The organism is Amycolatopsis sp. NPDC041971 (assembly GCF_055588925.1).
The window spans coordinates 398,024-411,011 of sequence record NZ_JBVJCE010000002.1; the positions used below are offsets into that span (position 1 = coordinate 398,024).

Here is a 12,988-nt window from a genome sequence, read left to right on the forward strand (position 1 = left end):
GCCTCCGCACCGCGTGTGGTCCCGGAGTGTCCGCACCCATACGCAAGGAGAACCCCATGACCACTTCTGTCGCCGAGGAAGCGCGAGAGATCGAGGAGCATTGGATCGACGTGGACGGCACGGCCACCCGCTACCTGGCAGTCGGCACCGGTCCGGTCGTCCTGCTGCTCCCGGGACAAGGATCCGTGTCCGAGGAGTGGTACGACGTGATCCACGGTCTCGCGGGCTCTTACCGGGCCATCGCGGTCGATTTCCCGGGCTACGGCTACACCGAGCCGATCGCCGACGCCTCGGTCCCGGCGCTGGCGGCATTCGTGTGGCGCTTCGCCCGTGTCATCGGCTTGCAGCGGCTCGTGCTCGCCGGGCATTCACTGGGCGGCGCGGTGGCGGTTCACGCGGCTCTGGACCAACCGAGTCGGGTGTCGGCTCTGGTGCTGGTCGATTCCGCCGGCCTGGGACGCGCCGTCAACCCGTACACGATCCTGCAATCCATCACCCCGCTGGGAGATCTGACCCCGCTGCTGGTCCCGGTGCTGCCGCTGGGCCCCCGGTTGCTCGTCACGGCGGTGGCGCTGGCCGGATCGTGCCGGCCCTGGCGCATCCACGCGGCCTGGTGGGCAAGCCAGACCCGGGTGGCCTCCACCCCGGTGGCACTGGAGACGAGCCTGCGCTTGCAACGCTCCACGATCGGGCTCTTCGGACAGCGCGACCCCTTTCTGCGCCGATTGCGGGAGTTGCCGATGCCGACCTTGGTCGCCTGGGGCGTCCAAGACCGGCAACTGCCGTTCTGGCAAGGCATCGCGGCCCGCCGGAGACTGCGCCACGGACGGCTGACGCTGGTCGCGAGCGCCAGCCACCTGCTGCCGTCGGAGGCCCCGGAGAAACTGGTCCGCGCGGTTCGTCGATTCCTCGCCGACGTCGGCGGCGACCAGGTACACGGGGAGCTGCTGTCATGAGCGATGCGGCGGACGTCATCGTCGTGGGTGCCGGGCTGGCCGGGCTCGTCGCGACCTTCGAGCTGTCCAGGGCCGGACGGCGGGTGCTCGTGGTCGAGCAGGAGAACGAAGCCAACCTCGGCGGGCAGGCACATTGGGCACAGGGCGGCCTGCTGCTGGTGAACAGCCCGGAACAGCGGCGAGTGGGTATCAAGGACTCACTGGAATCGGCGTTGTCCGACTGGCTGGGCTCAGCGGGGTTCGACCGCGACCGGGAAGACCACTGGGCTCGCGCCTGGGCCGAGGCGTACTTGGGCTTCGCCGCCGGTGTCAAGCGCGACTACCTACGCATGCTCGGGCTGACCTTGATGCCCAATGTCGGCTGGGTCGAGCGCGGCGCGGGAACCGCGACCGGGGCGGGCAACTCGGTGCCCCGGCTCCACGCCACGTGGGGCGCCGGACCCGAGGTCGTACGGGCCTTCCGCGACCCGGTGCTCGACGCCGCCGCACGCGGGGCGGTGAGCTTCAAGCACCGGCACCGGGTCGACGAGATCGTCGTCGAAGACGGAGCCGCGGTCGGTGTGCGCGGTGCGCTGCTGGCACCCTCGGACGCGCCGCGCGGCGCGGCCTCCACGCGGCAAGAGGTCGGCACGTTCGACCTGCGAGCGCAAGCGGTGCTCGTCACCTCAGGCGGTATGGGCGGCAACCTCGACCTGGTGCGCGCCAACTGGCCGACCGACCGCCTCGGGGATTTCCCGGAATCGATGCTCGTCGGCGTACCGGCGCACGTCGACGGGCGGATGCTGGAAATCACCGCACGTGCCGGCGGCTCGGTGGTCAACCTGGACCGGATGTGGCACTACCCCGAGGGACTCAAGCACCACAGCCCGGTCTGGTCGCGCCACGCGGCGCACTTCCTGGCCGCCCCATCGGCCCTGTGGCTGGATCCCGCGGGACGGCGACTGCCGCCACCGCTGTTCCCGGGCCACACGGCCGGGAACACCCTGCGGCACCTGACCCTGAACGGCCACTCCCACTCGTGGCTCATCATGACCCAGACGATGGTGGACAAGGAGTTCGACCTGCTGGGATCGGCGGAAAATCCCGATATCACCGGCAAGAACTGCGCCCTGTTGCTGTTGCGGGCGAAGAAGAGCCTGATGAAGCCGGTGCGCGACTTCCTCGAACGCGGCGAGGACATCGTGGTCGGCCGGACGCTGCCCGCCCTCGTGGAGGCGATGAACGCGCTCACCCCCGGAACACCGCTGGACCTCGCGGGGGTGGAGCACGAGGTCGCGACGCGCGACCTGCAGGTACGGAACGACTACTCCAAGGATCTGCAGCTGATGTCCTTGCGCAACCTGCGTGAGTACAAGGTCGAGCGGCTGATGCGCACCGCCCGCCCGCACCGGCTGCTCGATCCCGCGCACGGGCCCCTGTACGGGATCCGCCTGAACCTGTTCACTCGCAAGACTTTGGGCGGAGTGCAGACGACCCTCGACGCACAGGTGGTGCGCCCGGACGGGTCTGTCGTCGACGGCTTGTACGCAGCCGGTGAGGCGGCCGGGTTCGGCGGCGGGGGAATGCACGGCTACCACGCCCTGGAAGGCGCGTTCCTCGGCGGTTGCATCTTCTCCGGCCGGGTCGCCGGGCGCGCGCTCGGCAGAAGGCTGGCCTGAGCCGTCCCACGATCACCCCATGCTGAAGCAAGGCGTCGCCCGGTCGCCCGACGACCGGGCGACCGAGGAAAGGACGGGAACATGAAGCGCTCGGAATCGCGGGGAAGAACGCGGTGGGCCCGGTTCGCCGGGATCTTCGGACTGGCGCTGGCGGGGGCGGCGCTGCTGCTTACTGGACTGTCGCAGGGAGCGCTCGCGGCGTCGTTCGCGGTGTCCGGTGGGTCGTTCAAGATCAGCGCGGACAAGCTGGTGGGCGAAGGTTTCGTCCAGTACGGGGATGTCGACCAGGGCAGCGGTCAAGCCCACGCCGTCGCGGTGAGCGCTTTTCGCAAGGCCACGCTGGACAACTTCTGCCAGTCGGTGTTCTTGCCGAAGGTGCCCGTGGTCGGGGACGTCACCCTGGTGCTCCTCTCGGGTGGGCAGGGCGGGATGGAGTCCACGGACATCATCATCGGGATCGCCTCGCTCACCGGCGATCTCCGCCTGACCGACACCCAGATCGGCATCGACGCCGCTCAGCTGACCAAGGGGCCGGAAGCGGCGAAGGGCAGGCCGGGAGCGTTCGGGTTGCAGGCCAGCGGCGCGACGATCGGCCAGCTCCGGCAAACGGCGTGGAGCACCAATGCGCAGACGCTGCGGCTGAAGAATCTCGCGTTGTCGCTGAGGAGTGGGAAGAATGAATGCTTCTGAGTCGGCTGACGGCCGCGGGCCGGACCGATGATCGGCCTTGATCCGCTCGGGCGGATCAAGGCCGGATGGCGGGCATTCCGCGGCTGGCGACGGCACCGGCCCTTCGGTGCCGGGATGTTCCTGCTGCCCGCCTCCGTCGTGATAGGACTTCCGCCGTACGCCTCCTTCCGGCTGGGTGACCTGGTGCTCTCGATCAGAACCATCGGCGGGGTGTCGGCGCTGCTGATCGGCGCCCTGCTCCTGATCTGCGCGGTGTCGCTGTGGATCAGGCCGCAGTACCGGGTCGCCGCCGGCGTGACCGCGATCCTCGTCTCGCTGGTCGCGCTGGTCACCAGCAACCTCGGCGGATTTCTGGCCGGCACCGTGCTGGGACTCATAGGCGGGGCCCTGGCTCTCTCCTGGGCGCCACCGGCCACCGGCGAGCGGGATCGCGACCAGGAAGACGGGCCGGGCCCAGCACGGACCAGGGCCGCGGGGATCACGGTCCTCCTCATCGCCGCACTGGTCGTCGCCCCGGCGGCTGCCCCCTCCGCCCGCACCACCGCTGCCCCGGCCGGCCGGGTGTGGGTGCTGACGGCCTCCGTCCTGCAGTTGAACGGCCTGCAGTACCACGGTGTCGGCACCACCAGGGTGGGCGGCGTGCCGGTCGAAGTGCTCAGATTCACCGCCAGCCGCATCGACATCACCAGCCTGGTCCAGACGAGCGAACTGGTCGACGGCCACCTTGGCAGGATCACCGCACCACCCGGAAGCGTCTCGACCGCGACCGGCCACCCCATCGAGCTGCTCACGCTGCGGCTGAAGGGGACCCTGAGCGTGCTCGGGCTCATCGGCCTCCCGGTCGATTTCACCCCGGACCGTCCTCCGCCGCTGGTGTTGCCCAGCCTCACCTTCACCGACGTGACCGTGGTCAACACCGACCTCAACCACGCCCGTTTGACCATTCCCGCCGCGAAGATCACCATCACCTGACCCGGCTTCCCGGACCGATGCGTCGGGCCGGGCGGCTTCCGCCACGGTGTCACCGGTGCGGGATTGGTTGTACCGCACGTGTTTCTCTCGCTTGACGTGTCGACCGCCCGCAGAACACAGTCCCGGTGGCGGCGAACGGCCGTTTCGTGGCTCCGAGGGATCATCCCCCTCGGGTCGACGTGCTGTGGTGCCTCGTGAGCCTTCTTCGGGAATTTCGCGACGCAGCGGGCCGATACGTGCCGACCCGGACGGGCGGCGGCCTTCCTGTCCGGCACCCGATCCCTCAGGACGGTAACCGTTGCGCGACAGGGCATCGATTGCATGGCTTCGAACCATCGTCTCGGCCTACCCGGACAGCGCGCGCGGAGTTCGCGCGCAGCAGGCCCGGTGAGTCCGGGAGTGACTGTGCCCCAGGAACCATTGCGAGGTAAGGCAAAGGTGCCTTGTCTTGTGTGGGTTGGTGGCCAAGGCGGCGCTGGGGTCGTGACAGTCGGCCGATCGGGTCTCCCGCCCAGTACAGGCCTTTCTGGTCCGAGACGGGGCGTGGCCCAAGTACATGAAGGCCCCCTTCCTGTACCTAGGCGCAAGGAAGGGGGCCTTCATGTACTTGTGGAGGGGTAGGGCAGAGGTGGCAGGTTGCGAAAGCCACTTTCGCGACGCCTGGCGTCCCGAAAGTGGCTTTCGCGACACCGTCACCCCACGGCCGCGAGTGATCTCCACGACCCGACACCTTTGCGTTACCCCGCAATTGAACCCGAATCGCCACTCACGACCACCCCGCGGGCCGCTCACCGGAAGCCTTCACGGACACGCCACCTTTGATCGCCTCAAATGAACGTAGACGTATGTCCTGCTCGCCGGTAGGCGCATTCGTTGCCAGGGCGCCCTTTTGGCGCGCGGGTGGTACTCGGCACACAGCGAAAGCGAGCTGTCGCTTCGCGTCACCCCCGCGCGCCTCCAATGCGACAAGCGGATCTCGTCTCATGTGGAAGCGGGAGAAAGCCGGGTTCACCTCGAGTCCCGATCCTCTCTCACCGTACTTTTCCGTGTGCTGACAACGATCGCGGAGTTCCGGGCGTAGTCGCCGAAGAGGGCATTGAACTGCTGGGGAAGGGCGCTGGAACGCCGGCCGGCAACGGGTTTCCGGGACCTCCGGCCAGTGGCCACGCAAGACAACCACGCAGGGTTGCCAGTGACGAGAACACCGGAATATGTTTCCTGTCAACGGATCGCGCCGCTCGGCGAACCGCCGCCCGATGCAGGCACCCAATTCCGGAGGCACGCTATGCACAGCACGATGCCGGACACTCCACTGACCATTGCCCGCATCCTGCGGTACAGCGCTACGGTCCACGCTTCCTCCCACGTGTCCACCTGGAACGGAACGGGGTTCGACAGAAGGAGTTACGCGGAAGTCGCCGAGCGCGCCGCCCGGCTGGCGCATGCGCTCCGTGACCGGCTGGGGGTGCGCCCCGGCACCCGGGCGGGGAGCGAACAAGGCGTCGTCGGCACCCTCATGTGGAACAACGCTCGTCATCTCGAACTCTTCTTCGCGGTTCCCGCGATGGGGGCCGTGCTGCACACCCTGAACTGGCGGATGCCCGTGGACCAGCTGGTCTACACCATTGGCCACGCCGGGGACGAGGTCATCATCGTGGACGCGGGGCTGACGGAATCGCTCGCCCCGGTGCTCGCTCGGTTGCCGGAAACCGTGCGGCACATCATCGTCGCCGGTCGTGGCGGCCGTGAGGCGCTGTCCGGATTCACCGGTGAAGTACATGACTACGAGGAGCTGATCAGCGACCATCCCGGCGATTACCCCTGGGAGGAGCGGCTGGACGAGCGTGCCGCCGCGACGATCTGCTACACCACCGGAACCACCGGCAAGCCCAAGGGAGTGGTCTACAGCCACCGGTCGATATTCCTGCATTGCTTCCAGGTGCTGTCGCCGAGTCATTACGACATCAGCCCGCACGACACCCTTTTCCCGATAGCGTCCATGTTCCACGTGATCGGATGGGGCATCCCGCACGCGGCCTTCTTCACGGGCGCTGATCTGTTGCTGCCTGACAGGTTCACCCAGGCCGAATCGCTCGCCCGCATGATCGACGAGGGGCGGCCCACCTTCAGCGCCGCCGTCCCCACCGTCTGGTCTTCTCTCTTGGACGAACTGGACACCCGCACCTACAACACCGAAAGCCTGAGGCGGGCGTACGTAGGCGGTTCCGCTTGCCCGCCGGCTTTGATGGCCGCATACCGGGACCGGCATTCCATCGAGCTTCTGCACGGCTGGGGAATGACCGAGACCATGGGGCTGGTGAGCGCGGCGGTGCCGCCCCGAGGGGCGGACGCCGAGGAGGAGTGGGCCTACCGTGTCAGCCAGGGGCGGTTCCCGCCGTCGGTGGAGTTCCGGCTCGTCGGCCCGGACGGCGCACTGGTGCCTTGCGATGGGGTGGCCACAGGGGAACTTCAGCTGCGCGGCCCCGACGTGACGTGTGCCTATCACGGCGGTGACGAGGCCGCGTGGGTGCGGCCGGCCGAGAACTTCACCGCGGACGGCTGGCTGAGGACCGGCGACGTCGGGGCGATCACCGCGAACGGCTATCTGAGGTTGACCGACCGGGTGAAGGACGTCATCAAGTCCGGCGGTGAGTTCATCTCCAGCGTGGGATTGGAGAACACGCTGATGGAACACTCCGAGGTGATCGAGGCGGCCGTCATAGCGGTGCCCGACGACCGGTGGGGCGAACGTCCGCTGGCCACCGTGTCACTGCGCCACAACGGTATCGACCCGGCGGAACTGCGTGACTTCCTGGCCGAACGTATCGACGCGTGGATGGTGCCCGAACGCTGGGCGGTCCTGCCGGCCGTGCCCAAGACCTCGGTGGGCAAGTACGACAAGCGGGCCATCCGCGACCAGTACGTGCAGGGTCTGCTCCCCATCGTGCGGCTCGGCAGGCACCGTGGCGGTCGCCCCGCCATGAAGCAGTAGGAGCTCGTCGGCAGGTGACGCCCGCGTTCCTGCCTTCACGGTGAAGCCCTCGACGGCTCGAGCACGTCCGGGTATGCGGCCCGAGAGGGATACCCCGCGCTGGAGGAAATCTTCCTCGACGGCGGCGGGTCTTCCGGCAGGGTCGCCGACGCGCTCCCGCCGGAACCATTTCGCGTTCTTGTGCCGGAACTTCGCTCGCACCGGCGGGTATGGCGCCTCGGAAATCCAGGAAAGAGGAAGAGATGAGCCCTTCACCACATCGGCACCGCGCCTTCCGCGCCCAGGACATGGGCGCGCAGACGGCCAGCGGAATGCCCGTGCACAAGTACGCTCCCTATCAGCCGATCGGGCTGGAAGACCGCACCTGGCCCAGCCGCCACATCACCCGTGCGCCCCTGTGGGGCAGCGTGGACCTGCGTGACGGCAACCAGGCCTTGCTGGAGCCGATGGATGTCGCCCGCAAGCGCGTCATGTTCGACCTTCTGGTGTCCATGGGGTTCAAGGAGATCGAGGTCGGCTACCCCGCCTCGTCCCAGGACGACTACGACTTCGTGCGGCACCTGATCGAGACGGACTCCATCCCTGACGACGTCATCATCCAGGTCCTCTGCTCCATGCGGACCGACGCCATAGACCGGAGTGTCGACGCGGTACGCGGAGCCCGCAGGGCGGTCCTGCAGTACATCAACCCGACTTCCGTCGCGCAGCGACGGGTGGTCTTCCGTGCCAGTCGCGAGGAGACCGTGGCCCTGGCCCTCGAGGGCACCCGGCGCGCCGTCCGGCTCCAGGAAACGTTGGCGGAGACCGAGCTCTACCTGTCCTACGTGCCGGAGTCCTGGAGCCAGACCGAACCCGACTTCGGCGTGGAGATCTGCAACGCGGTACAGGAGTACTGCGCCCCCCGCACCGACCGAACCCTCCGCATCGCCCTGCCCGCGACCGTGGAGTGCTTCCCGCCTCATGAGCTGGCGGACCGTATCGAGTACACGTGCCGGAATCTGGCGTATCGCGACCGGACCATCCTCACCCTGCACCCGCACAACGACCGCGGCAGCGCCGTCGCGGCGACCGAGCTGGCCCTCCTCGCCGGCGTCGACCGGGTGGAGGGGTGCCTGTTCGGAAACGGTGAGCGCACCGGCAATGTCTGTCTGCCCACCTTGGCGATGAACCTGTTCTCCCAGGGGATCGACCCCATGCTCGACCTGAGCGATCTGGACGGCATCCGTTCCGTGGTCGAAGAGTGCAATCAGCTCCCGGTCTCCGCTCGCCATCCGTGGGTGGGCGAATTCGTCTACACCTCCTTCGCCGGCACGCACCAGGACGCCATCGCCAAGGGGCTCAAAGCCCGGGAGGAGGCGGGGGATCCCGGTGCCGTCTGGGAAGTGCCCTACCTCGCCGTCGATCCCCGCGACATCGGGCGCAGTTATCAGGCGCTGATCCGCATCAACACCCAGTCCGGCAAGGGCGGCATCGCCCATCTGCTGCGCAGCACGCAGGGGCTGACCCTGCCCCGGCCGTTGCAGATCGACTTCGCCCATGTCATGCAGGAGTTCTGCGAGCAGCTTGGTGGCGAAGTGGGCGCGGACGAGCTTTGGGAGCTTTTCACGGAGCGGTATGTGGCACCGGGCACGGAGTCCGACGAGGGGACGACGGACGCCGTGGAGATTTCCACCGCCGACTGGACGCCCGCCGACTGGAAGATTTCGGTGTGCCGGGCGTTCTCCGCCCTGGAAACCCCCGGCGCGGTCCAAGGCGTCACCGTGGAGCGGCTCCAGGGGCGGCCTGGATACGCCGCCTTCTGCGAGACCGCCCTGAACGGGCATTCCTTGTGGGGCGTGGGCATTCACGAGGAGGAGACGGAAGCGGTCCGAAGGGCCGCGCTGGCCACTGCCCGGCGAGCCTGGGACGAGAAGCAGTCCGCACCGTATGCCACCTCGACCGCGGCCGCGACGGAGCCCGCCGTCTGAGCACCCCGGAGTCCGCGGCCACGCGCGGACCAAGGGAAGCCGGCGGCGGTCTGCCACCGCTCCGGGGCACATCGGGCCGGTTTTCCACAAGGAACCGGTCCGTTCCGGGCCCAAGAGCAAACCTCTCGAACAGCTGCCACCACCCGAACGAAGGAGAGAGACGCCATGCCGACCAGTCGTAGCATTCGCCTCGCGGTGATCCCCGGTGACGGCATCGGCCCGGAGGTGGTGGCGGAGGGACTGAAGGTCCTGGCCGCCGTGCTTCCGCCGGACGTGAAACTGGAGACCAGCCCATACGATCTCGGCGCGCGGCGGTGGCACGCCGGCGGGGAGATCCTGCCGGACGCCGAACTGCAGTCGCTCAGGCACCATGACGCGATCCTGCTGGGCGCCATCGGCGACCCCACCGTCCCTTCCGGCGTTCTGGAACGTGGCCTGCTGCTCAAGCTGCGTTTCGCCTTCGACCACTACGTGAACCTCCGCCCCGGCAAACTCCAGCCGAACACCGGCGACCGCCCGCCCGTCGACTTCGTCGTGGTCCGGGAAGGCACCGAGGGCCCGTACACGGGCAACGGCGGCGCGCTGCGCGTCGGCACCCCCGCCGAGGTGGCCACCGAGGTGAGCGTCAACACCGCCTACGGGGTGGAGCGGGTGATCCGGTACGCCTTCGAGCTCGCCGACGCCCGGCCGCGCCGGAAGCTGACGCTGGTGCACAAGAACAACGTGCTCGTGCACGCCGGCAACCTGTGGCAGCACACCTTCGACGCGATCGCCGCCGAGTACCCCGGCGTCACCACCGACTATCTGCACGTCGACGCCGCCACGATCTTCTTCGTCACCCGGCCCGAGCGGTTCGACGTGATCGTCACCGACAACCTCTTCGGTGACATCCTGACGGATCTGGCCGCGGCCGTCACCGGCGGCATCGGCCTCGCCGCCAGCGGCAACATCAACCCCACCGGAGCCCACCCCTCGATGTTCGAGCCGGTCCACGGCTCCGCCCCGGATATCGCGGGCACCGGCAAGGCCGACCCGACCGCGACCGTCCTGTCGGTCGCGTTGCTCCTGCGCCACCTGGGCTACGAACAGGAGGCACGGCGGATCGAGGCCGCCGTCACCGCCGACCTCGCCGAACGCGACGCGGCCGCACCCCGCGGCACCGAGCAGATCGGCGACGCACTTGCCGCGCGCCTGGCGGGCTGAGCCGCTCCGCCCGCCAGTGCCCTGACCGGGCATCGGGCGCTGCTCGGGCAAAAGCGGTGCCTGGCCAAGAAAGTTCCTCGATGTCTCGTGAAACGAGGCATTCCACACGAGCACAGCGTGAAATCCGGTGCCTGCCCGGCTCCGGTTCCATCCATTCGCTCGAAGGGAAGTCCATGGCCAAGACATTGGCGGAGAAGGTCTGGGACGACCATGTCGTCCGGCGCGCCGAAGGCGAACCGGATCTGCTCTACATCGATCTGCACCTGCTGCACGAGGTGACCTGCCCGCAGGCGTTCGACGGGCTCCACAAAGCCGGACGGCGGGTGCGGCGCACCGACCTCACCATCGCGACCGAAGACCACAACACCCCCACGATCGACATCGACAAGCCGATCGCCGACCCGGTCTCCCGCGCGATGCTGGAGACGCTGCGGAAGAACTGCGCGGAGTTCGGGGTCCGCCTGCACCCGCTGGGCGACGTCGAGCAGGGCGTCGTCCACGTGGTGGGGCCGCAGCTGGGCTTGACCCAGCCCGGAATGACCATCGTCTGCGGCGACAGCCACACCTCCACCCACGGCGCGTTCGGCGCCCTCGCCTTCGGCATCGGCACCAGCCAGGTCGAACACGTGCTGGCCAGCCAGACGCTGCCGATGGCGCCGTTCCGGACCATGGCCGTCACGGTCGAGGGCGAGCTGCCCCCCGATGTCACGGCCAAGGACCTGATCCTCGCCGTGATCGCCGAGATCGGCACCAGCGGCGGCCAAGGCCACGTCATCGAATACCGCGGCCCGGCCATCGAGAAACTCTCGATGGAGGCCCGGATGACCGTGTGCAACATGTCGATCGAGGCGGGTGCCCGGGCCGGCATGATCGCCCCGGACGAAACCACCTTCGCCTATCTCAAGGACCGCCCGCACGCGCCCAAGGGCGCCGCCTGGGACGCCGCCGTCGCCGACTGGCGTGCCCTGCGCACCGACGAAGCCACCTTCGACCGCGAGGTCGTCATCAACGCCTCCGCTCTCTCTCCTTTCGTCACGTGGGGTACCAACCCGGGGCAAGGTGCTCCGCTGTCGGGCTCTGTCCCCGACCCGGCGGACTTCGCCGACCCCAGCGAGCGGCTGGCGGCCGAGAAGGCGCTGGAGTACATGGACCTGAGGGCGGGGCAGCCACTGCGGGAGATCGCGGTGGACACCGTCTTCCTCGGCTCCTGCACCAATGGGCGGATCGAGGACCTGCGCGCCGCGGCCGCCGTGCTCCAGGGTCGCTCGGTGGCCGACGGACTACGGATGCTGGTCGTGCCGGGGTCGGTGCGCGTCGCGCTCCAGGCCGTCGAGGAAGGGCTGGACAAGGTGTTCACCGCCGCCGGCGCCGAGTGGCGCCACGCGGGCTGCTCCATGTGCCTGGGCATGAATCCCGACCAGCTGGCCCCCGGCGAGCGGGCCGCGTCCACGTCCAACCGCAACTTCGAGGGCAGGCAGGGCAAGGGCGGCCGCACCCATCTGGTCTCGCCGCAGGTGGCAGCCACTACCGCGGTCCTCGGTCACCTGGCCTCGCCCGCCGACCTGTCCGAATTGCCCCTCACCACCGGAGTCTGAACCTCATGGAAGCATTCACCACCCACACCGGCCGGGTCGTCCCGCTGCGCCGCAGCAACGTCGACACCGACCAGATCATCCCCGCCCACTGGCTGAAGAAGGTCACCCGGGACGGCTTCGAGGACGGGCTCTTCGATGCCTGGCGCAAGGACCCGCGGTTCGTGCTCAACCAGCCCGCCCGCCAGGGGGCCACCGTGCTGGTGGCCGGGCCGGACTTCGGGACCGGCTCCTCGCGCGAGCACGCCGTCTGGGCACTGCAGAACTACGGCTTCAAAGCCGTCATCTCCTCCCGCTTCGCCGACATCTTCCGCGGCAACTCCCTCAAGAACGGCCTGCTGACCGTGGTGCTGCCGCAAGAGACCGTCGAGCGGCTCTGGGAGCTGACCGAGGCAGACCCCGCGGCCGAGGTCACCGTGGACCTGCTCGACCGCCAGGTTCGTGCCGAGGGGATCACGGCTGATTTCGAGCTCGACGACAACGCCCGGTGGCGTCTGCTGGAGGGCCTGGACGACATCAGCCTGACCTTGGAACACGAATCCAGCATCGCGGAGTACGAAGCGCGGCGCCCTTCGTACAAGCCTCGCACCCTCCACCGGTGACCAGCGCGGTTCCCGACAGTCGCCTCAAGATCATCTGGTTGTCTCGGCTGCGTAGTGCGGCGGAGCGGGTTGGTCGAGCCAGGACCATCGCCGGTCGGGAGTGATGGTGGCGCGGAGTCGGGGTCGGTGGGGGTGTCCGGCGCTGATCCACCATTGCAATCTTGTCGGTGACGACAGCTTGCGCACCTCGGTTCGTTGTGTCCATTATGGACTGTTTCCGGTATGGCGCCAGGGGTACGCGGGGCGTCGGTGCAGGGGGGGGGGGGGGGGGGGGGGGGGGGGGGGGGGGGGGGGGGGGGGGGGGGGGGGAGGGGGGGGGGGGGGGGGGGGGAGGGAGGGGGGGGGCGGAGCTATAC

Annotated in this window: 9 protein-coding genes; all 9 read left to right on the forward strand. The window is 68.7% G+C overall.

Annotated elements, in window-relative coordinates; all coding sequences use genetic code 11:
* The first annotated feature begins 56 nt into the window (after positions 1-56).
* The 9 genes from ACZ6DT_RS06910 to leuD all read left to right on the forward strand — a co-directional run bounded on the left by ACZ6DT_RS06910 (position 57) and on the right by leuD (position 12,632).
* The gene (locus tag ACZ6DT_RS06910) at positions 57-956 is read left to right on the forward strand and encodes an alpha/beta fold hydrolase (RefSeq protein WP_465589822.1); all 900 of its coding nucleotides are present in this window, start codon (positions 57-59) and stop codon (positions 954-956) included.
* On the forward strand, positions 953-2,614 hold the full coding sequence (locus ACZ6DT_RS06915; RefSeq protein ID WP_465589825.1) for an FAD-binding dehydrogenase: 1,662 nt from the start codon (positions 953-955) through the stop codon (positions 2,612-2,614). The genes ACZ6DT_RS06910 and ACZ6DT_RS06915 overlap by 4 nt, the downstream gene beginning before the upstream one ends.
* 81 nt (positions 2,615-2,695) lie before the next feature.
* Positions 2,696-3,304 carry a DUF6230 family protein gene (locus tag ACZ6DT_RS06920; RefSeq protein ID WP_465589828.1) on the forward strand — a complete coding sequence of 203 codons (609 nt, stop codon included), beginning with the start codon at positions 2,696-2,698 and terminating at the stop codon, positions 3,302-3,304.
* 27 nt (positions 3,305-3,331) lie between these two features.
* Positions 3,332-4,276 (forward strand): DUF6114 domain-containing protein, encoded by a 945-nt coding sequence (locus ACZ6DT_RS06925; RefSeq protein ID WP_465589831.1) that lies wholly within the window; start codon positions 3,332-3,334, stop codon positions 4,274-4,276.
* 1,297 nt (positions 4,277-5,573) lie between these two features.
* Positions 5,574-7,268, forward strand: coding sequence for a long-chain fatty acid--CoA ligase (locus ACZ6DT_RS06930; protein WP_465589833.1), 1,695 nt, complete (start codon positions 5,574-5,576; stop codon positions 7,266-7,268).
* Between the two features lie 242 nt (positions 7,269-7,510).
* A complete protein-coding gene (locus ACZ6DT_RS06935) occupies positions 7,511-9,235 on the forward strand; it encodes a 2-isopropylmalate synthase (RefSeq protein ID WP_465589836.1) in 1,725 nt (574 codons plus the stop codon).
* A gap of 183 nt (positions 9,236-9,418) precedes the next feature.
* Positions 9,419-10,438 (forward strand): 3-isopropylmalate dehydrogenase, encoded by a 1,020-nt coding sequence (locus ACZ6DT_RS06940; RefSeq protein WP_465590564.1) that lies wholly within the window; start codon positions 9,419-9,421, stop codon positions 10,436-10,438.
* Positions 10,439-10,611: 173 nt separating this feature from the next.
* Complete coding sequence (gene leuC, locus ACZ6DT_RS06945; RefSeq protein WP_465589839.1) at positions 10,612-12,033, forward strand: 3-isopropylmalate dehydratase large subunit; 1,422 nt, start codon at positions 10,612-10,614, stop codon at positions 12,031-12,033.
* Between the two features lie 5 nt (positions 12,034-12,038).
* Positions 12,039-12,632, forward strand: coding sequence for a 3-isopropylmalate dehydratase small subunit (leuD, locus tag ACZ6DT_RS06950; protein ID WP_465589842.1), 594 nt, complete (start codon positions 12,039-12,041; stop codon positions 12,630-12,632).
* Positions 12,633-12,988: the final 356 nt, after the last annotated feature.